This is a genomic window from Pseudomonas sp. MWU349, assembly GCF_017947325.1.
Lineage (GTDB): Bacteria > Pseudomonadota > Gammaproteobacteria > Pseudomonadales > Pseudomonadaceae > Aquipseudomonas > Aquipseudomonas protegens.
Genome location: NZ_JAFEVP010000007.1, coordinates 112,754 through 132,207, shown reverse-complemented (window position 1 = coordinate 132,207; position 19,454 = coordinate 112,754). Strand labels below are relative to the sequence as shown.

Annotated in this window: 15 protein-coding genes and 3 pseudogenes; 10 read left to right on the top strand and 8 right to left on the bottom strand. The window is 63.9% G+C overall.

What is annotated here, in order from left to right:
- Positions 1 to 11: 11 nt before the first annotated feature.
- A complete protein-coding gene (locus KCG88_RS26260) occupies positions 12 to 1,040 on the bottom strand; it encodes a hypothetical protein (protein ID WP_241774723.1) in 1,029 nt (342 codons plus the stop codon).
- Positions 1,041 to 1,246: 206 nt separating this feature from the next.
- Here KCG88_RS26260 and KCG88_RS26255 point away from each other — a divergent pair, with 206 nt between their 5' ends.
- Complete coding sequence (locus KCG88_RS26255; protein ID WP_011060745.1) at positions 1,247 to 1,621, top strand: DUF2784 domain-containing protein; 375 nt, start codon at positions 1,247 to 1,249, stop codon at positions 1,619 to 1,621.
- Positions 1,622 to 1,845: 224 nt separating this feature from the next.
- On the top strand, positions 1,846 to 2,514 hold the full coding sequence (locus KCG88_RS26250) for a TetR/AcrR family transcriptional regulator (protein WP_348984539.1): 669 nt from the start codon (positions 1,846 to 1,848) through the stop codon (positions 2,512 to 2,514).
- Positions 2,515 to 2,560: 46 nt separating this feature from the next.
- Here KCG88_RS26250 and KCG88_RS26245 read toward each other — a convergent pair whose 3' ends face one another.
- From KCG88_RS26245 to KCG88_RS26235, 3 genes are all read right to left on the bottom strand, one after another.
- Positions 2,561 to 3,916, bottom strand: a complete 1,356-nt coding sequence (locus KCG88_RS26245; RefSeq protein WP_047285915.1) for an MATE family efflux transporter — start codon at positions 3,914 to 3,916, stop codon at positions 2,561 to 2,563.
- Between the two features lie 133 nt (positions 3,917 to 4,049).
- Positions 4,050 to 5,033 carry an MDR family oxidoreductase gene (locus KCG88_RS26240; RefSeq protein ID WP_047285913.1) on the bottom strand — a complete coding sequence of 328 codons (984 nt, stop codon included), beginning with the start codon at positions 5,031 to 5,033 and terminating at the stop codon, positions 4,050 to 4,052.
- Between the two features lie 110 nt (positions 5,034 to 5,143).
- Positions 5,144 to 6,757, bottom strand: a complete 1,614-nt coding sequence (locus KCG88_RS26235) for a mechanosensitive ion channel domain-containing protein (RefSeq protein WP_210713453.1) — start codon at positions 6,755 to 6,757, stop codon at positions 5,144 to 5,146.
- A 212-nt stretch (positions 6,758 to 6,969) separates the two neighbouring features.
- Here KCG88_RS26235 and KCG88_RS26230 point away from each other — a divergent pair, with 212 nt between their 5' ends.
- Both KCG88_RS26230 and KCG88_RS26225 read left to right on the top strand, forming a co-directional pair.
- Entirely contained in the window at positions 6,970 to 7,905 is a 936-nt protein-coding gene (locus KCG88_RS26230) for an ankyrin repeat domain-containing protein (RefSeq protein WP_210713452.1), read from the top strand.
- Between the two features lie 393 nt (positions 7,906 to 8,298).
- On the top strand, positions 8,299 to 9,240 hold the full coding sequence (locus tag KCG88_RS26225; protein WP_210713451.1) for a class I SAM-dependent methyltransferase: 942 nt from the start codon (positions 8,299 to 8,301) through the stop codon (positions 9,238 to 9,240).
- Between the two features lie 55 nt (positions 9,241 to 9,295).
- Here the strand turns inward: KCG88_RS26225 and KCG88_RS26220 are convergent, their stop codons facing one another.
- From KCG88_RS26220 to KCG88_RS26210, 3 genes and pseudogenes are all read right to left on the bottom strand, one after another.
- Complete coding sequence (locus tag KCG88_RS26220; RefSeq protein ID WP_047336429.1) at positions 9,296 to 9,754, bottom strand: GNAT family N-acetyltransferase; 459 nt, start codon at positions 9,752 to 9,754, stop codon at positions 9,296 to 9,298.
- Between the two features lie 129 nt (positions 9,755 to 9,883).
- Positions 9,884 to 10,006 (bottom strand): annotated as a pseudogene (locus KCG88_RS31045) (agmatine deiminase family protein); the annotation flags it as partial.
- A gap of 226 nt (positions 10,007 to 10,232) precedes the next feature.
- Positions 10,233 to 10,862: a response regulator transcription factor gene (locus tag KCG88_RS26210; protein ID WP_047336427.1), complete on the bottom strand. Its 630-nt coding sequence runs from the start codon at positions 10,860 to 10,862 to the stop codon at positions 10,233 to 10,235.
- A 340-nt stretch (positions 10,863 to 11,202) separates the two neighbouring features.
- On the opposite strand from KCG88_RS26210, the gene KCG88_RS26205 reads away from it, so the two are divergent.
- The 3 genes and pseudogenes from KCG88_RS26205 to KCG88_RS31210 form a co-directional block, all read left to right on the top strand.
- Positions 11,203 to 12,390 carry an EAL domain-containing response regulator gene (locus KCG88_RS26205; RefSeq protein ID WP_210713450.1) on the top strand — a complete coding sequence of 396 codons (1,188 nt, stop codon included), beginning with the start codon at positions 11,203 to 11,205 and terminating at the stop codon, positions 12,388 to 12,390.
- A gap of 205 nt (positions 12,391 to 12,595) precedes the next feature.
- Positions 12,596 to 16,213, top strand: a complete 3,618-nt coding sequence (locus tag KCG88_RS26200) for a transporter substrate-binding domain-containing protein (protein WP_210713449.1) — start codon at positions 12,596 to 12,598, stop codon at positions 16,211 to 16,213.
- A gap of 106 nt (positions 16,214 to 16,319) precedes the next feature.
- Positions 16,320 to 16,427, top strand: a pseudogene (locus tag KCG88_RS31210) (LysE family translocator); the annotation flags it as partial.
- A gap of 78 nt (positions 16,428 to 16,505) precedes the next feature.
- Here KCG88_RS31210 and KCG88_RS31035 read toward each other — a convergent pair.
- Positions 16,506 to 16,631: pseudogene (locus KCG88_RS31035) on the bottom strand (LysR family transcriptional regulator); the annotation flags it as partial.
- A 123-nt stretch (positions 16,632 to 16,754) separates the two neighbouring features.
- Between KCG88_RS31035 and KCG88_RS26185 the strand changes: the two are divergent.
- The 3 genes from KCG88_RS26185 to lhgO all read left to right on the top strand — a co-directional run bounded on the left by KCG88_RS26185 (position 16,755) and on the right by lhgO (position 19,412).
- Complete coding sequence (locus KCG88_RS26185) at positions 16,755 to 17,282, top strand: GNAT family N-acetyltransferase (RefSeq protein ID WP_210713448.1); 528 nt, start codon at positions 16,755 to 16,757, stop codon at positions 17,280 to 17,282.
- 110 nt (positions 17,283 to 17,392) lie between these two features.
- On the top strand, positions 17,393 to 18,103 hold the full coding sequence (locus tag KCG88_RS26180) for a FadR/GntR family transcriptional regulator (RefSeq protein WP_047285900.1): 711 nt from the start codon (positions 17,393 to 17,395) through the stop codon (positions 18,101 to 18,103).
- A 115-nt stretch (positions 18,104 to 18,218) separates the two neighbouring features.
- The gene (gene lhgO, locus KCG88_RS26175; protein ID WP_047285898.1) at positions 18,219 to 19,412 is read left to right on the top strand and encodes an L-2-hydroxyglutarate oxidase; all 1,194 of its coding nucleotides are present in this window, start codon (positions 18,219 to 18,221) and stop codon (positions 19,410 to 19,412) included.
- Positions 19,413 to 19,454 lie beyond the last annotated feature (42 nt).

The window sequence follows — 19,454 nt, the reverse complement described above, 5'->3', positions numbered from 1 at the left end:
CCAGAAAGGGCTCAGGGGCCCCGGCCATCGCCGGCGTCCTCATTGACCAGCGGCGCCTGCAACTGGCGTTCGAGCTGCTGGCCGAGGTAATACACCCCGGCCATGACTCCATGCTCGGGGTCATGCAACTGCCTGGCCCAGGCCTGATCGAAGGCTGCGCCCAGGTCCCGCCGGGTCTGGGCCTGCAGGTCTTCCCGGTCATGGTCCTGGACCAGCGCCCGGACCCCGGCCACCCCCACCGAAATCAGCGCGCCGGCCACCCGCCCCACCGCCGCCGATACTGCACCGGCCACACCGCGGCTGGCGAACTGGGCCTGGAGCTTGTCACTGGTCACTTGCGCCACCTGGGACACGCCCGGGGCCGGCGCTCCCTGTTCGCCGGTCGGAGTGCCATGGATCTGCTGCAACAAAGGCCCATAGGCGGGCAAGCGGGCAATGGGCTCGGCCCGTATCAGCTGGTTCAACGAGGCGCGCTGCTCGGGGGCCGGCCCCAGGTCGATGGCCAGTACCTGATCCAGGTGGCGTTCCAGTTGCGGCGCCGGCAGTGGGTAATGGCTGCGGATCTGCGCCAGTTGCTGGCGCAGCAACTGCACATAGAACTCCATGGCCTCGCCGGTGATCGCATCGGCATCGACTTCCAGCGCCACCGGTGCCAGCACCCGTTCCCGGTACTGCTCCTGCAAGTAGGCTGCCAGGCGCCGGGAAGCTTGCCCGGCGTCGCCCTTATCGTTCAGGGAATACCAGCCGACCTTGAGCGACAGCCATTCCTGGGTCCAGTACCCGCTGAACCAGGGAATGAAGTTTTCCTCGGTCTGCTGGTAGACCCGGGTCCGCCAGTGCTCCATGGAGCCCTGGGCATAGACCTCGGCCTGTTCGGTGGCACTGCGGGAAGCCTCCAGCAGTTCATGGTTGACCTGGCGCCAGGTGGCCGGGCTGACCGGCATCGCGGCCACCGGCTCCGGAGCCCGATGGGCGCAGCCGGCGAGCATCAGCACCAGCACCAGGACCCCGTGGCGGCAGCAGAGCATCGTTGGCCGCAAGGCATGCACCTCCCGCAAAGGCCGCGCCAGCTTCGGCAAGCCGCCCTGGCGTTCCAGCAGTATAGGTAGCGCAAAGGCAGGCCCGATCGATTGCGAGCCAGGCTTTTTTCCTGCACCACGAAGAAATACTGCCAGCGTCCACCAGCCCTCGGTATATTGCCGCCCCGGCGCCTGCGCCACGGAACTGCGCCCTACAAGGAACCCCCATGCTCTACCGTATTGCCGCCGACAGCCTGGTGCTGTTTCACCTGTCCTTTATCGTCTTCGTGCTGCTGGGTGGCCTGCTGGTGCTGCGCCACCCGCGGCTGATGCTGCTGCACCTGCCCGCCGCGGCCTGGGGCGTGGCAGTGGAAGTGCTGCACCTGGAGTGCCCGCTGACCCGCTGGGAGAACCTGCTGCGCCACGCCGCCGGCCAGGACGGCTACGGCGCCGGCTTCATCGAGCATTACCTGATCCCGCTGATCTACCCCGCCGGGCTGACCCCGGGCATTCAGCTGTGGCTGGGCAGCCTGGTGCTGCTGATCAACCTCTGGGTCTACGGCTACCTGGCCCGACGCTGGCTGCGCAAGCGCCGCGCCTGAGCCTGCCGCCAGCCGGAACGGCGCACCGTTCCGGCCTTGCCTCCTCTGTTCGCCCCTCTACGAAACAGCCGAGACAGCAGCGCCGGCGCCTGAGGCAGGCGTTTCGCTATATACTTTTGTATATTGCGATTTCACACCCCCGAGATTTGCCCATGCACTGCCCCTCATCCACCCCGTTTTGCCCGCCCCCGCAGGCGCTTGAGGCCGACTCGGCAGCGCCCCGGGTGCCAGCGCCAGCCCGCCAGGAACGCCGCTCGCGCCTGCGGCATCGGCAACTGATCCTCGATGCCGCCCGCAACGAGTTCGCCGCCAAGGGCTTCAGTGCCTGCCAGACCCTGGATATCGCGCTGCGCGCCGGGGTGCCCAAGGCCAACCTGTACTACTACTTCCACACCAAGGAAAACCTCTACGCCGAAGTCCTGCAGCCCCTGCTGGAACCCTTGCACCAGGCGTCGCGGCTGCTGCGCCCGGAGGCCGATCCGGCGCAGGCGTTGCAGGCCTACATCGAGGCGCGGATGCAGATCGTCGAGGATTTCCCCCTGCGTTCTAAGATTCTCTGCAGCGAGTTGCTGCACGGCGCGCAGCAATTGCCACAGGCCTGGCGTGAAAGCCTGGAGGCGCAGAACCGCAGTGAAATCGCTTGCCTGCGCAACTGGGCCGAACGTGGCCTGATCCGCGCCATTGCCCCGGAGCACCTGCTGCTGTTCATAGGAGCGGCGACCCAGACCTACCCCACCCTAGGCTGGCAGATCGCCCTGATGAGCGGCGTAGCCCAGCCCTCCAGCAGGGACTTCCAGAGCGTCGCGGCCACCCTGACCCGCATGGTGCTCGCCGGGGCACTGCCGGCGCTGGCGAGCCCCCAGGGCCTGCCGGCCCGGGCCCTGGCGATCTAACCCGGTTCGGGTTCGCAGGCCAGGGTGAGGCGCTTGAGCGCGGGCTTCAGATCAGGCGCTGGATCTGCTTGTGGCGCCACACCAGCTTGAAGTAGCAGACCTGCAGCACCAGCATGGTCAGGTAGGCCACCGGGAACGCCATCCACACCCCTTGCAGGCCGAAATGCGCGTCCAGCACATAGGCCGCCGGCACCTGCACCCCGAGGATGCAAAAGATCGAGATCGCCACCGGCACCAGCACCGTGCCGCTGGCGCGCATGATGCCGCCGACCACCGCCTGGAAACCGAACACCAGGATGCTCCAGAGCATGATGTGCAGCAGGTGCTGGGCCTGCACCAGGGCTGCCGGGTCGATGATGAACAGGCCCAGCAGCCAGTGGGAAATCAGGTAGCCGAGCAGCACCAGGGCGCCGGTGAGGCACAGGTTGATCGCAAGCCCGGTACGCAGGATCGGGGTGATGCGCTCCAGGCGCCCGGCGCCAATGGCCTGGGCGCCGAGGATCGAGGCGGTGATAGCGATCGACAGCGCCGGGAACTGCACGTAGTTGACGATCTGGGTCACCGCGCCATAGGCCGCCGTGGCCTGGGAACCGTGGCGGTTGACCAGGGCCAGGATCACCAGTTCGGAAAGCGAGATGACCACCATCTGCACCCCGGTGGGCAGGCCGATGCGCAGCACCTTGCCGAGTATCGCCCGGTTCAGCCGCAGCGCCGCTAACAGCGCCCGGTCCGGGGCCAGGGGGTGGTCGCGGCCACTCAGGCGCCAGACCAGAAACCCCATGGCCAGGATATTTCCCGCCAACCCGGCGAAGGCTGCACTCTGGATACCCATGGGCGGCAGGCCCAGCCAGCCACGGATCAACGCCGGGGTCAGCAGCAGCCCCGCCAGGGTCGAGACCATCAAGGCCAGCAGCGGCGACAGGGTATCGCTGACACCCCGCAGCAATTGGGTGTAGAGCACGAACACCAGCAGCAGCGGCATGATCAGCATCATCACCCGGGCATAGCCCACTGCGTCGTCCAGTACATCCGCCGGTGTGCCCAGGCCCTGCAGGGCCGGGCGGGCGAACAGCATGCCCAGCACCGCCCCCAGCAGGCCGATCAAGGCCCCCAGCATCAGGGTACTGCCGGCCACGGACTTCACCGCATCCAGCTCCCGGGCACCCCAGGCCTGGCCGATCAGCACCGAGGCACCGGCCCCCAGGCCGATCACCAGGGCAATGAAGAAGAACACGATGGGGAACATCCCCGACACCGCCGCCAGCGCCTGGGTGCCCAGCAACTGGCCGATGTAGATACCGTTGAGGGTGCCGGAAAACGACTGCAGGAAATTCGACAGCACCATGGGCAGCAGGAAGACCAGGTACACCTGCCAGAGGGGGCGCTGAGGGGAAATGGACATGAAACAGGCAACCTCGGATCAAGAGGACGAAGGGCCGCGAAGAAGCCCCGTGGCACGGAGCTCGCGTCGGACCTGAAACATGCAGCAACCCAGGCCGCGCACGGCGTAGCGACAGCGCGGCCCGGGGTCTATATCAGTGGTTGACGTCGACCACCACCCGCCCGCGAACCTTGCCTTCGAGCAACTCGTGGGCAACGGTCAGGGCCTCTTCCAGGCCCACTTCGCGGGTGATCCGCTGCAGGTGCTGCTGGTCCACCTCGGCGGCCAGGCGTTCCCAGGCATGCACCCGCTCGTGATAGGGGCGGGTCACACTGTTGATCCCCAAGAGGCTCACCCCACGCAGGATGAAGGGCGCCACCGAGGCCGGGAAATCCATGCCCTGGGCCAACCCACAGGCGGCCACCAGGCCATCGGCGGCAGTACCGGCACAGACGTTGGCCAGCGTGTGGCTGCCCACCGAGTCGATGGCCGCCGCCCAGCGTTCCTTGGCCAGCGGCCGCCCCGGCTGGGACAGCTCGGCGCGCTCGATGATGCGGCTGGCGCCCAGCGCCTTGAGGTAGTCGGCCTCCTCCGGACGCCCGGTGGCGGCGATTACCGAGTAGCCCAGGCGCGACAGCAGGCTGATGGCAAAACTGCCGACCCCGCCGCTGGCACCGGTGACCAGCACCTCGCCGTGTTCGGGGGTCAGGCCGCTGCGCTCCAGGGCGATCAGGCAGAGCATGGCGGTGTAGCCGGCGGTGCCGATGGCCATGGCCTGGCGCGCGCTGAAGGCTTCAGGCAGGTGGATCAGCCAGTCGCCCTGCAACCGGGCCTTCTGCGCCAACCCGCCCCAGTGGCTCTCGCCCACGCCCCAGCCATTGAGCAGCACCTGTTCACCCGGGCGAAAGCGCGGATGGCTGCTGGCTTCGACGGTGCCAGCCAAGTCGATACCGGGGACCATGGGAAACTGCCGCACCACCGGGCTCTTGCCGGTGATTGCCAGGCCGTCCTTGTAGTTCAGGGTGCTGTAGGCCACCCGCACCGTGACATCGCCCTCAGGCAGTTGCGCCTCCTCCAGTTCGCGCAGCTGGGCGCGATAACCGGCGGTGTCTTTGTCGATCACAATGGCCTTGAACATCATGGACTCCTGTTGGCAAGGGAGGCTGCAGCGCTGGCTGCAACGGCGTAGAACGCGAACGCGCCATCCTACGCAAGCCTCCGGAGGGCGTCCATGAGCACCCCACGCCCTCAGGTTTCCTGCGGCGGCCGTGCAGGCGCGGCGTACCACTGCTCCCGCGGCACACTCTTTTGCTGTTGCGGGTCGGCCAGGTAGTGCGGCGACATGATCTGCACGCCGTACTCGTTGAACACATCCTGGATATGCCCGTGCAGCACGCTGAGCAGTAGCGCCCGCGGCCGCGGCTCGCTGGGCAGGGCCTGGGCCACCAGGCGGTACTCGGGGTAGAAATCCGACAATGCGGTCTGGAACACCTGCGGCACCGGCTGCGCCAGCACGCCGTCGGTGCGCCGCGCCGCCTCCAGCAGCATGGCCTCGACCTGGCGCCAGGGGGTGTCGTAACCGATGGTCACGGTGGTGTCCACCACGTAGCCCTCCCCCTGCACGGCGCGGGAATAGTTCTTGGTCACCGAACTGGTGATCAGCGAGTTGGGCAGGGTCAGCACTTCGCCCAGGCCAGTGCGGATGCGTGTGGTGAACATCCCCAGCTCAGTCACCGTGCCCTCGTAATCGCCGATGCGCACGAACTCCCCCGGGCGCAGGGTGCGGGTGTACGTCAGGATCAGCCCGGCGGCAGCCTGCCCGACCACGCTGGAGGCCCCCAGGGAAATCATCAGGCCGATCAGCACCGACAGGCCCTTGAAGGCATCGGTACCGGCCCCCGGCAGATAGGGGTAGGCCATGGCCAGGGCGAACAGCCAGATCGCCAGGGACGTCAGGCGCGTGGTCGGTTGCAGGGTTTCCGGGTTGAGCCAGCTGAAGGTGCCCGGCATGGCCATGCGCTTGAGCAGCCGACGGCTGAAGAGGCTGGCGCCGCGGGCAATGAAGAAGATCGCCAGGGCCACTCCCAGCCCGGGTATGGCGCCGATCATGCCTTGCAGCAGATAACCGGCCAATTCCAGCAGATAGTGGTTGAGGCTCTCGCCCCAGGGCCGGGTATAGGGAAAACGCGACAACACAAAACCCAGCCACTGGTAGGTGAACAAGGCCACCAGCGTCCAGCGCAACAGACCGAACAAGCGGCTTACCAGTGGGTACAGGTAGTGGGCGTCGATCACCGGGGTCTGGCCGACCTTCAGCGCCTGGGTATGCCGGCGCATCAGCCCCGGCAGGCGCCCCAGCAACCGGCGCCGCAGCCAGCCCAGCCCCCCGAGCAAGGCGACATACAGCAAGGTGGCCAGGGCCGACGCCCCCAGCGCCAACAGCAGCGCATGCAGGTCGCGGCCCTCCTGGGTTTCGGCGATCACCTGGCGCAGGTTGCTCGCCGCCGCTTCGGCGGCCTGCTGCACCGAGTCGAACTGCACCGGGTCGATGTCCTTGGTCGAGAGGATGAAGGCACGCTTGTTGCCCAACAGCACCAGGTAGCTTTGCTGGATCGGGTCGATGCGCACGTCGAGGTCGCGGTCCTCGTCCAGCGCCTCGCCGATCACCGCCCGGGCACGCTTGACCCGCTGCTCGGGGCTCTCGCCCAGCAGCATCGCCCGCAGCACCACCACACTGCGGTTGGCCACCTTGAGTTCGGCGGCCACCGGCGCCGGGGCCACAGCCTCCTCGGCAGCCCAGGCTGCGCCGGCACAGCACAGCACCCAGCCACACACCAGCATCGCCAACGTCCTGCCTGTCATTTAGCGCCCCCTTCAACGTTATCCCTGCAAGCGCCGCGACACGCGGCCTGTCCCGCCACCCCATCCCCCGCTCCGGCGCCTCGTACGCAGCGTAGCCCAGCGCGTGCGAGCTGCCAGAACAGCCCCTGTGCCCGTTGAAGACGTGGCAACGCCCTGCTCTGCAGCGTTACCATTGCCCGCTGTTAGCGCCGCCACCGAATGGATTCCCGACCGTGTCCCACCTCCTGGAAAAAGCTGCCGCGCGTGGCGATCTCGTAGCACTCAAACGCCTGCTGGACGCTGGCGCGGACCTTGAATGGCGGCATAAGAGCACCGGGCGCACCGCCCTGCTGGCCGCCACTATCGCCGGCCATTCGGCCGCCGTGGCGCTGCTGCTGGAGCGCCGGGCGAATGTGTTGCAGCCGTGCAAGGCCCTGGGCTACAGCCCGCTGGCCTGGGCCGCGAGCAATGGCGACCTGGCCAGTGCCGAACTGCTGCTCGCCCATGGCGCCGCACTCGATCAAGCCTCTCCCGACCTGCAACGCACGGCCCTGATGAACGCCGCCCAGGCCGGCCACGAGGCAATGGTGGCCTTGCTGCTGAACGCCGGCGCCGATCCCCGGCTGCTGGACTTTGAGCAGCGCAACGCCTGGTCCCTGGCCCAAGAGAAGTCCCATGCCCAGGTCATGCAGCAGCTTGAACAGGCCGGCGCTGGAGCACCTCCAGCGCCCAGGCCCGCCCCTCACCTACCCTGGCCGGCCCCGGCGCAAGGGCACGACAGCAGTGGCGATCCGGTCACCCAGGTGCGCGCCTATACCCTGGCCGTGGCCGCCTGGGAACAGCGCGGCAATGCCGCGGGCCACGAGGCGCTCGATGCCGACTTCTGGGCCGAACCGCAACGACTCATCGAACGTTTCTGCACCCGGCGCCCACGGGCCTATCCGCGCGCGTCCTACGGTGACCCCACGACATATTCGCCCGCCGATGAACTGCTCGGCTGCGAACGGCTCAAGCCCGCCCAGGCTGAAGTGCTGATGCGCGACCCGGCCGTGCGGGCGCTGTGCTACGAGCATCGCTTCCTGCTCAAGCACGTCGCCGGGCAATGGCGGATCGACAGCGTCAAACGCCGCCTGGCCGGCACCCGGGAATGGACAAGCGCCATCCTCTAACGAACCCGAACGGGCTGCCGTTCACCCAGCTGGACCTTGCCCCATGAAATACGACGAGGCCTCCTGGCACTACGGCGGCGACTTCCCCGCAGACCTGCCAGCCAGCGCCGGCGCCCCCATATCGGCCTGTTCCTGGCCTGGATGCTGATCAAGGGTTTTGCCAGCGAAGAGCTGGCGGACGATGCCGCGCAAGACATCACCCTGGTGTGTTCCAGCGCCCTCGATGGCCCGGCATTGAACGGCTGGCCGCGGTGATGGACCAGCGGTTGGCGACCTGGCGCGCCACAAGTCGGCCGCAGTACATCGACTGAGCACCGGGGCCAGGCTCGTGGTTGGCGGATATTGCCCCGCCCGTGGTTAAATGCCGCCCCGAAAAAACGACCGGCCCCGCTGATGAACCCTCTCGCCCTCGCCACCCTCAACCAGCATCTGTTAACCGCCCTGGCCGCCGCGCCCACCGAGACCCGGCGCCTGTTCCATGGCCGTGGCCGCTGCTGGCCAGGGCTGGAACAACTGACGGTGGACTGGCTGCAGGGGGTAGTGCTGGTGTCCTTGTTCAAGGAACCCGAAGCCGGGCAACTCGAAGCCCTGCAGCAATTGCTGGCAGACCTGGGCTCGACCCCGCAATGGGCCGCCAGCGGCGCCCGCAGCCTGATGCTGCAACACCGCTACCTGCCCGACAGCCGTGGCCAGTGGCTGTTGGGCGAGGCCATCGACAGCTGCACCATCACCGAGGAAGGCCTGCGCTACCAGGTGGACCTGGGCAGCAAGCAGAACAACGGGCTGTTCCTCGACATGCGCTACGGGCGCAACTGGGTGCGGGCCAATGCCCGGGGCAAGAATGTCCTGAACCTGTTTGCCTATACCTGCGGCTTCTCCGTGGCGGCGATTGCCGGCGGCGCCGAGCGGGTGGTCAACCTCGACATGTCCCGGGCGGCCTTGAGCCGCGGCCGCGACAACCACCGGCTCAACGGCCACGACACCAGCCGGGTGAGCTTCCTCGGCCATGACCTGTTCAAGTCCTGGAGCAAGGTCAAGCAGGGCGGGCCCTACGACCTGGTGATCATCGACCCGCCGTCGTTCCAGAAAGGCAGCTTTGTCCTCGGCAAGGACTATGCGCGGGTGCTGCGGCGCCTGCCGGAGTTGCTCACGGCCGATGGCTGCGTATTGGCGTGCATGAATGATCCGGCGTTTAGCGTGGACTTTCTTTTGGAAGGGGTGATGCAGGAGGCGCCGGGGCTGCGCTTTGAACAGCGGCTGGAAAACCCGCCAGAGTTTCCGGATGCGGATCCGCAGTGCGGACTCAAGGCACTGGTATTTCGGCAAGGGGCATAGGCCTTGATCCTGGCTGGATAGCCGTTGCTGCAGCAACGGGCATCCAGCCAGCCCCTTACAACTCCATCCGATACTCGATCACCCCCGGTTTGTACGCCACCCAGTCATACAACCGTTGCGCCCGCTTGTTGCTCTCCTGGGTATGCCAGTACAAACGAGCGCACTGGTGTTGCCGGGCAAAGGCCTGCACCCACTCGATCAACAATTTGCCCGCCCCGCTGCCGCGAATCGACGGGGCCACGTACAGGTCTTCCAGATAGCAGAAGTCGCCGACGGCCCAGGTCGAACGGTGCAACACCAGGTTGACGAAGCCGATCACTTCATCGTCCTGCACCGCCACCGCCGAATACATCGGTTCCCGCGAATCGAGGAAACGCTCGAACGTGCGGCGGCTGACCTCTTCGCTCAGCGTCACCTGATAGAAATCCTGATAGGCCAGCCACAGCGGCAGCCACTGCTGGTAATCCCCTGGCTGAATCGCCCGTACCGTCACCGCGGGTTGTTGATCGCTCATTGCGCACTCCTCTTGATCATCCACACCGGGACCAGCCCCGGGTATTGAAGAGCGCGCAGGTTAGTGCGTGAGTGGCGGATTTTATCAGGCCAATTCTGCCGTCTGTAACAGACCACTTTACCCAAACCCTCACTGCCCGGGCCGCTGATGGGTCCCGCAGTGAATGCCGCCGCCCCCTGCGGCGATAGCGTCGATATCCAGCTGGATCACCTGCCGCCCGGGATACAGGTTGGCGAGCAGGCTGTGGGCCTTGCCCTGGTCAGCCAGTTGCTGAGCCCTTTGTGCGAACAGAGCGTGCACGGCCCGACCTGGGCCTGGTTGATTCAGCGCGACAGTGAAAGCAGCCCGCTGACCCGCAGTTTCTCGCAGTGGCTACAGGGTGCGCTGAAGGGAACAGTGCAGGCAGCCCCCTAGCATTGAGGCAGTCGCTCGGCGGCCCCCATGCCCTGATATCCAGGGCGACGATCTGGACGCTGGGTTAACTGACGATGTTGTTGCGCTTGGCAAAGTCCACCAACTCCAGAAAGGAGTCGGCATTGATCTTTCTCAAGATCCGAGTCTTATAAGTACTAATGGTCTTATTACTGAGCAACATCTTGTCGCCAATTGCCTTATTGCTATAACCCAGGGCCAGTTGCTGCAGGATCAAGATCTCTCTATCGGTCAGTTTCTTTATCCGCGCGGCATCACTGGCCGAACCATCACTGGCTTTCGGAGCATTCAGGGAACGATTGGGGAAATAGGTGTAACCATCCAGCAAGGCAGTGATGGCATTGCTCAGGCTCTGCATGCTTTGCTCTTTGCTGACGAAGCCATTGGCACCCACTGCAATGCAGCGATTGAGATAGGTCTCCACCGGCAGCGAGGTAAATATCAGGATCAATACCGGCTGTGCCAGTGCCCGGATGCGACTGATGACCTCCAGGCCATCCTGTTTCGGCATGCTGATGTCGAGAATGACCACATCCGGTTCAAGACTTCTGATCAGGCTCACGGCATCTACCCCGTTATCGGTGTCTCCGACAACGTCCAGGCCTTGGCTGCCCAATGCGATTTTCAGTGCGGAGCGAATAACCGGATGATCATCGACGATCAGTACTCTTTTCATATTTCATATCACTGACAAATTATAAAAGTGCAATTTAAAACAACACTGACCGACGCCAGAATTCCAACTAGATAGTTATGAAACTCCACCTCAAAAAAACTCAGACCCTGAATTCAGCTCGCCTATTAAGAGGCAAACACAAGAGGTTGTAAAGTATACATTTTTTACCACCCTTCAAAATAACTGCCACTCTTAGTTGATTACGATGAACATTGTAAGATGTGAAGATTTTCTTGGTTTCACTAGGAAATTTCCCACAAAACGGAGGGAACGAGCTGAAAGATTTGCCAGGAAAGGTCGATGAAGATAGCCCGTGTCATCACTCCTCAGACGCTCAGCCATGCCCGAAATCAGTGTAATGGTCCTCGAAGACCAACCGTTCCAGCGACTGGTCGCTGTGTCGGCGTTAAGAAAGGCCGGTATTGGCCCACTCTGTGAAGCCGCCGATGGCGATGAAGCACTGGCGGTGCTCAAAGCCGCGGGTGGCGTGGATGTGGCGATCTGCGACCTGCACATGCGCGGTATGGATGGCTTGACCTTCCTGCACCATGCCAGCCAGAGCGGCCTATTACGCTCGGTAATCCTCAGCAGCGACCTGGACCCGATACTGCGCCAAGCGACCGCGTCGATGATCCAGTCCCTGGGGCTGGAGTTTCTCGGAGACCTGGGCAAGCCCTTCAACCTCGGTCGCGCCCGCTCGCTGCTGCAGCGCTACAGTCGCCCGGCGCTGGCCTCGGAGGTTGCTGCCGAGCACCCCCGAACACCCAGTGTTTCAGACATCTTGCGCGGCCTGAACAATGGTGAATTCGAAGCCTATTACCAACCCAAGGTGGACTTGGCCAATGGCCGGTTGCGCGGAGCAGAAGTACTGGCACGCTGGAACCACCCGCAGCTAGGCATCCTGCCCCCCGCGCGTTTTCTGTCCACCATGGAAGCCAACGACCTGATCGGGCAGCTCTTCGGCGCTCTGCTCAGCCAGGGCATTGCCCTGCAACGGCAGTTGACCCAGCTGCGGTATCCCGTGGAGCTGGCCTTCAACCTGCACGTTTCGCAGTTGGCCTCGGTGGAACTGGTGGAACACATCAGCCAGGCCCTGGAGCAGTTCCAGTTGCCCGCCAGCGGCTTGCTGTTTGAGGTGACAGAGTCAGGTTTGATCCAGGCGCCGGCCAGCAGCCTGGAAACCCTGCTCAGGTTACGGCTGCTGGGCTGCGGCCTGGCCATGGATGATTTCGGCGCCGGCTATTCTTCGCTTGAGCGGCTCTGTGAATTCCCCTTCAACCAAATCAAGCTGGATGCCTCGTTCGTACGCAAACTGGATTTTCAACCCCGCAGCCGGGCCGTCATCCGCAGTGCCGTCACACTGGCGCAAGCCCTTGGCCTTTCACTGGTAGTCGAAGGCGTCGAGACTCCCGCGCAGTCACAGCAACTACATGAACTGGGCTGTACCCTGGCCCAAGGGTTTCTGTTCGCCCGCCCGATGCCTGCCAAGCATTTCATCTCCTACTGCCAGGATCAAAATGTGCAGTAATTCACGCCCCATTGATCCGAGTTGATAGACAATGCAAGCCACGCCGCCCACCACCGATGGTCCCCCCCTGCACTCCGGGCATTTGCCTACTGCTTGAGCTAGCGTTCCTAAAGCCTTTCGTTCCAACCAGGTAGTTCCGATTTTGCCCATCTCGTCTTTTTTCGCCCGTTCAAGGCGCCTGCTGCCAGCGCTCTGCCTCATGTTGATGAGCGGCCTCGCCTGGGCTGAGAGTTCCACGCTCACTTCCCTGAACATCAACAGTCAGTTGGTCCCGACATCCAGCGAAATCGTCCTTGACGACGCCGACTGGCATTGGCTGCGACAGAAGCATCGCCTGGTCCTGGGCGTCTCCGCGTCGCGCTTTCCGCCCTATGACATTCTCTACAGCAACCAGGACTACGAAGGCATTACCGCAGACTACCTGGCGCTGGCCGGGAAGCTGCTGAACATCCAGGTGCAGGCCGTTTCGGTCCCCGATAGGGCTACCGGGCTGGCCGCCCTCGCCTCAGGAGAAATCGACCTGCTAGGCACCTCCAACAGTTTCGAGGATCACAACCCGGCGGTGATACTGAGCAAACCCTATGTACGGGATCGACCGGCGCTGTTCCGGCGCCAGGGCGATACACGGATCTTTGCCGATGATCTGCATGGGCTGAAGATCGCCATGCCCAGGGACTACCTGCGGCTGGCCGAACTGCAGGCCCGCTTCCCTGCCGCGCAGATCATCTCGATGAACTCCCATATGGAAGCCATGGCGGCCCTGGCCTTCGGCAGGACCGATCTGTACCTGGGCGATAACCTTTCGGCCTTCGACATGATCAATCAGAGCTACTTCAACGAAGTGCGCTTCGAGCGCTTTCTCGACCTGAATGTGGCCGGTTTCAGCTTCGCCATGAACCAGGACAACGCGCGCCTGCATCGCATCATCGACCGGGTGATCGATACGCTGGGCGAGGACCGCCAGCAGCTCATCATCAAGCGCTGGACCGGGGGCGATGTGGCTCTGGCCAACGGCAAGCTGACACTGACCCCTCAGGAAAATCGCTGGATCACGCGCCACCCTGTCGTGCGCCTGGTGATCAATGACGATCTGGCCCCCGTCGCCTACTACAACACCGAGGGCAACTTCACCGGTATTGTCGCCGACCTCCTGGTGATGATTTCCCTGCGTACGGGCCTGCAATTTGAAGTGCAACGCCAGGGCAGTTTCTCCAGCATCATGACGGCCCTGAAAAACAAGAGTGCCGACTTGACGATCCTGACGGCCAGTCCCGATCGCGAAGATTTCCTGCGCTTCAGCCGCCCTTTCGGCACCACGGCTTTCGCCCTGGTGAACAAGGAAGGAGCCGGGGCTGCCAACACCGACCTCGCCGGTTTGCAGGACAAGCGACTGGCCATGGTCGAGGGGCATGTGCTGCTCAAGAAAATCGCCAGCGAATTTCCACGGATCCAGATCGTCACCGCCCCCACCACTCTCGACGCCCTGAGCCTGGTCAACGACGGCAAGGCCGATGCCGCACTGCTGGCCCTGACCAGCGCGCGCTATTACGTGGCGCGGCTGTATGACCAGAAGCTGCACGTCGCCAACATCATCGATAACGGCCAGGCCACCGGCAACTTCGCCATGCGCCGCAGCGATACCGAACTGCAGTCGATCCTGGACAAGGCCTTGCAGAGCATTCCGCCTGACGAACTGAATGCCATTTCCTATCGCTGGCGGGCCAACGCTTCGATGAGCGGACAGACCTGGCGCGACTACCGCGGTGTCATCGCCACCGTCGTCATCGGCGCCCTGCTGCTGTTGCTGATGGCCCTGGGCTGGATCTTTCATCTGCGCCGGCAGATCAGCAAGCGGCTGGAGGCGGAACAGGCGTTGAGCGAGCAATTGACCTTCGTTCAGACCCTGACCGATGGCATGCCGCACCCGGTGTACGTGCGTGATCGCAACGGCCGTATGCTGTCGTGCAATGACAGTTACCTGCAAGCCACAGGCCTCACGCGCCAGCAGGTGATCGGCAAGACCGTCACCCAGCTCCTTGAAGACCCGGGCGTGTCGATCCCCGACCTACACGACAACTATCTAGAAGCCATGGAGCAGGACCAGATCATCAACAGCTCGCAGAGCATCGAGCTGTGCGGCAAGACGCTGTGGATCGATCACTGGGTCCAGCCGTTCCATGGTCCCTCCGGTGCGGTCAAAGGCGTGATCTGTGGTTGGCTGGACCTGACCGACCATCGCCGGCTGGTGGATGAACTGGAGAGTGCGAAAGACCTGGCCGACGAAGCCAGCCGGACCAAGACCGCCTTTCTCGCCTCCATGAGCCATGAAATCCGCACCCCGATGAATGCGGTGATCGGCATCCTTGAGCTGGTCCTCAAGCGCGGCGAGCGCGGCCAGTTCGACCAGGCCAGTATCGAAATCGCCTACTCCTCGGCCAAGAGCCTGCTGGGGCTGATCGGCGATATTCTCGATATCGCCCGTATCGAGTCCGGGCGCCTGAGCCTGTCGCCAAAACGAGCCAACCTGCGTGAACTGATGGAGTCGGTGGTGCTGGTCTTCGAGGGCCTGTCGCTGCAGAAAGGCCTGGAGCTGAAACTGGATATCGACTCCAGCACCAACTGCGACGTGCTGATCGATCCACTGCGCTTCAAGCAAGTGTTGTCCAACCTGCTGAGCAATGCCATCAAGTTCACCGACGAAGGCTGCGTCAAGGTCCAGCTCAGGGGCGAGATTGTCGAGACCGCCCGCCTGAATCTGCACCTGCTGATCGAGGATTCCGGGATCGGCATCTCCACCGAGGATCAGCAAAAGCTCTTCCAGCCATTTGCCCAGGCCACTCATGGTGTCCACAAAGGCCAGGATGGGGCAGGCCTGGGGCTGCTGATCAGCCGCTCGCTGTGCGAACTCATGGGGGGGCGCCTGACCATGACCAGCACCCGGGGCCAAGGCACCCAGGTCCAGGTCGAGCTGCAACTCAATATCCTCGAACCCGTCGAGGCCCCTCATTCGCTCAACATGAAGCTGCTGCCCGAAGCCGCCCAGGCGTGGAAGGTGCTGGTGGTGGACGACCACGCCATCAACCGGGAGATCCTGCGCCAGCAGATGAACTTCCTCGGACACCAGGTGACGGAAGCCGACAACGGCTCGGTCGCGCTGGACAAGTGGCGCAAGGGCGAGTTCGATGTGGTGCTCACCGACTGCCACATGCCCTTGCTCAGCGGCCCGGAACTGGCCAGGGCGATTCGCCAGGAAGAGAACGAGCAACAGCGTTCGCCCTGCGTCATCGTCGGCCTTACCGCTGACGCTCAACCCGAAGAGCTGGAACGCTGCATTCAGGCAGGGATGAACGAATGCCTGATCAAGCCGGTGGGCCTGGATATTCTTGCCGAACGCATCACCAGCATCTACCGGACCTGTCAGCGCAACATCGATTGCCTACCGCAAAACGACCGCGAACCCATCGCCGACTTCGATCAGAACGTGCTGTATGACCTCACGCCATTGGCTGAACTGACGGTTGGCGATCCCAGCCTGATGACCCATCTGCTCGACGAATTGCTGGTGAGCAACCGCAAGGATCTTGAGGACCTTATCCAACTGGTGGAAGAGAAAAATGCGCGGGGCTTGTCTGAACTGGCCCATCGAATAAAAGGCGCAGCCCGAGTAGTCACCGCCAACCGATTGATCAGTTGTTGTGAACAACTGGAACGGATCTGCACCGAACAGCAATTGCCCTATTCGGTTCTGCTGGAGGCAGGCGACGCCGTTGAACAGGCGATCTTTGAACTGGAGCAGGCACTGGCGCGGTTGCCCAAGGAATAGGACCGCACTGGCGCAAAACCGCTTTCCACTCCTGCCCCTAACCCCACGCGTGGCGGCGCCTTAAGCTGGCGCCAGTGCAATCCGCACTGCCTTCCAGGAGCCGCCCGTGCCCCCGATCCACGACATCAACTGGCCGCTGTGGCTGTCCACCATGCTGCCCATGGCCCTGAGCGCCGGCCCCGGCAACCTGATGGTGGCCAGCTCCGGCGCTCAGGGCCATGGGCAGCAGGGCCTGGCCGGCTTCGGTGAGAAAATAGCCCTGGGTGGTCTTGAGGAACAGCACGCTGCTCAAGGCCTGCTCCAGCACCAGGATCTTGCGCGAGACCGTCGAGGCCGACACCTTCAGCGCCTGCCCGGCGTCGGTGATGTTGCTGGCATTGGCGACGGCAATGAAAAACCGCAGATCGTCCCAGTTCACGCTTACCTGCCCTATCCCTGAAAACCAAGGCCCGGGATCTTATGCGAAATAAGCAGCGCAGCGGTCAGACTTTTCTCCTGTAAAGTGCCCAAAATCTTTCCTGCCCACGGATCGGGAGCCCCCATGCTGGAACTGCACACCCCTCGCCTGAACCTGCGCCCCCTGAACGCCCATGACTGGGAGCTGTTCCTGACCCTGCACAGCGACCCGGAAAACCTGCGCTATGTCTGCGATCCGCTCTCCCGGATGCAGATCGAGGAGCGTTTCACCTCGCGCCTGCCCCATTGGGACATGGATTGCGACCACTGGCTGTGCCTGGTGATCCGCGATCGCCACAGCGGCGAGGAGCTGGGCTTCACCGGCCTGCGAATCAGCGACCGGCCCAGCGCCGAAGCCGAGGTCGGCTACCTGCTGGCCCCCGGTCATCAAGGCAAGGGCCTGGCCACGGAATCCCTGCGCGCGCTGATGCAGTACGCCCGCCACAGCCTGGGGATCAAGCGCCTGGCGGCCACGGTCACCGACGGCAATGTTGCGTCCTGCCAGGTTCTGGAGCGATGCGGTTTCGTCTTCCAGCAACGTGACGAAGGGGCCTTCCGCAGGGGGGGCGAAGACTTCGACGACCTGATTTTCAGCTGCCCCCTGACGGCCTGAGCGCGGGTTTGTGGCCCCCGCCCCCGCCAGCCGGGCGTGGGTTTTTCTTGACAGCGAAAATTCCCAACGGCTATTGTCTGACAACCTGACTACCAAGGTTTTACCCACCCATGCTTGAACTCCAGCGACCCGACTCTCTCGTTGTGCGCGTGGTCAATGCGATCCGCACCGAGATCGACTCCGGCCGCCTGGCCCCCGAATCGCGCCTGCCCACCGAGCAGCAACTGGCCGAGCAGTTGAACGTCAGCCGCTCGGTGATTCGCGAGGCCATCGCCCAGCTCAAGGCCGACGGCGTGCTGATCGCCCGGCGTGGCCTGGGTTCGTACATTTCCAAGACCCCGGCCGGCACCGTGTTCCGTTTCCCCCAGGGCGATGGCCGCCTGCCGGACCTGGCGCAGATGTTCGAGATGCGTTTGTGGATCGAAACCCAGGCCGCGTCGATCGCCGCCCAGCGCCGCGACGCCGCCGACCTGCAACGGATGCAGGAAGCGTTGCAGGAAATGCACGACAAGCGCAGTGATTTCGAAGCCGCGGGGCTGGCCGACGTGGAGTTCCACCGGGCCATCGCCGAGGCCAGCAAGAACGACTATTTCGTGGCCTTCCATGATTTTCTGCGCAGCCAGCTGACCAGCGCCCGCAAGGCCGCCTGGGAGAACTCGGCGCTGCGCATGGTGGGCGGTTCCGCCGATGCCACCCAGGAACACCAGGCGCTGTACCAGGCGATTGCCGCTGGCGACCGCCAGGCCGCCGCCGGTTGCGCCGACGCCCACTTGCGGGCGTCGGCCAAGCGCCTGGGCCTGGAGCTGCCGACTATCGATTGACCCCAGCTTCACGCTTCGAGCCGCATGCCACGGCCTGCGGTTTTTTGTCGGATTAGTTAGTCTGACAACCTGATAACCAGACCGAAACGCATTCGATCCAAGGTACCCACGAACAATGATTTACGACTTTTGCATCATCGGCGGCGGCATCGTCGGCCTGGCTACAGCGATGGAGATCCTCAAGCGCCAGCCCGGCGCTTCGCTGGTCATCCTGGAAAAGGAAAACGTCCTGGCCAAGCACCAGACCGGGCACAACAGCGGGGTGATCCACGCCGGCATCTACTACGCCCCGGGCAGCCTCAAGGCCGACCTGTGCAAGCGTGGCGCCGAGGCCACCAAGCAGTTCTGCAGCGAGCACGGGATCAAGTTCGAGGTCTGCGGCAAGGTGCTGGTGGCGTCCAATGCCCTGGAAGTGCAGCGCATGGAGGCCCTGTACCAGCGCTCGCAGCAGAACGGCCTGAAGGTGGAGCGCCTGGACGCCGAGCAACTGCGCCAGCGCGAACCGAATATCGTCGGCCTTGGCGGGCTGTTCCTCGACGCCACCGGCATCGTCGACTACCGCGAAGTCTGCGACACCATGGCCCGGGTGATCCGCCGCGAGGGCGGCGAGATCTGCCTGAGCCAGACCGTCACCGCGATCCAGGAAAGCGCCGACAGCGTCACCGTCAGCAGCCACGGCGGCAGCTGGCGGGCGAAGAAGCTGGTAGCCTGCGCCGGCCTGCAATCGGATCGCCTGGCGGTGATGGCCGGGGTGAAGATCGATCACCAGATCATCCCCTTTCGCGGCGAATACTTCCGTCTGCCGGCGTCGAAGAACAACATCGTCAATCACTTGATCTACCCGATCCCCGATCCGGAGCTGCCGTTCCTCGGGGTGCACCTGACCCGCATGATCGACGGCAGCGTGACCGTCGGCCCCAACGCGGTACTGGGCCTGGGCCGGGAGAACTACAAGAAATTCTCCATCAACTGGCGCGACGTGGCGCAGTACGCCAGCTTCCCCGGTTTCTGGAAAACCATCTGGCAGAACCTCGGCTCCGGCACCACCGAGATGAAGAACTCGCTGTTCAAGTCCGGCTACCTGGAGCAGTGCCGCAAGTACTGCCCTTCCCTGCAAGTGGAAGACCTGCTGCCTTATGAGGCGGGGATCCGCGCCCAGGCAGTGATGCGCGACGGCAGCCTGGTGCACGATTTCCTGTTCGCCGAAACCCCGCGCATGTTGCACGTGTGCAACGCGCCCTCGCCCGCCGCCACCTCGGCGATTCCCATTGGTTCGATGATTGCCGACCGGATTTTCCAGGCCGCCTGAAACACCCCGCGCCATCACCTTGCAGCGCAGTGCCCCGGCACT

Coding starts and splice junctions, on each gene's coding strand:
- KCG88_RS26255 (WP_011060745.1), top strand. CDS start 1,247: ATGCTCTACCGTATTGCCGCCGACAGCCTGGTGCTGTTTCACCTGTCC.
- KCG88_RS26245 (WP_047285915.1), bottom strand. CDS start 3,916: ATGTCCATTTCCCCTCAGCGCCCCCTCTGGCAGGTGTACCTGGTCTTC.
- KCG88_RS26240 (WP_047285913.1), bottom strand. CDS start 5,033: ATGTTCAAGGCCATTGTGATCGACAAAGACACCGCCGGTTATCGCGCC.
- KCG88_RS26235 (WP_210713453.1), bottom strand. CDS start 6,757: ATGACAGGCAGGACGTTGGCGATGCTGGTGTGTGGCTGGGTGCTGTGC.
- KCG88_RS26225 (WP_210713451.1), top strand. CDS start 8,299: ATGAACCCTCTCGCCCTCGCCACCCTCAACCAGCATCTGTTAACCGCC.
- KCG88_RS26220 (WP_047336429.1), bottom strand. CDS start 9,754: ATGAGCGATCAACAACCCGCGGTGACGGTACGGGCGATTCAGCCAGGG.
- KCG88_RS26210 (WP_047336427.1), bottom strand. CDS start 10,862: ATGAAAAGAGTACTGATCGTCGATGATCATCCGGTTATTCGCTCCGCA.
- KCG88_RS26205 (WP_210713450.1), top strand. CDS start 11,203: ATGCCCGAAATCAGTGTAATGGTCCTCGAAGACCAACCGTTCCAGCGA.
- KCG88_RS26200 (WP_210713449.1), top strand. CDS start 12,596: ATGAGCGGCCTCGCCTGGGCTGAGAGTTCCACGCTCACTTCCCTGAAC.
- KCG88_RS26185 (WP_210713448.1), top strand. CDS start 16,755: ATGCTGGAACTGCACACCCCTCGCCTGAACCTGCGCCCCCTGAACGCC.
- KCG88_RS26180 (WP_047285900.1), top strand. CDS start 17,393: ATGCTTGAACTCCAGCGACCCGACTCTCTCGTTGTGCGCGTGGTCAAT.
- lhgO (WP_047285898.1), top strand. CDS start 18,219: ATGATTTACGACTTTTGCATCATCGGCGGCGGCATCGTCGGCCTGGCT.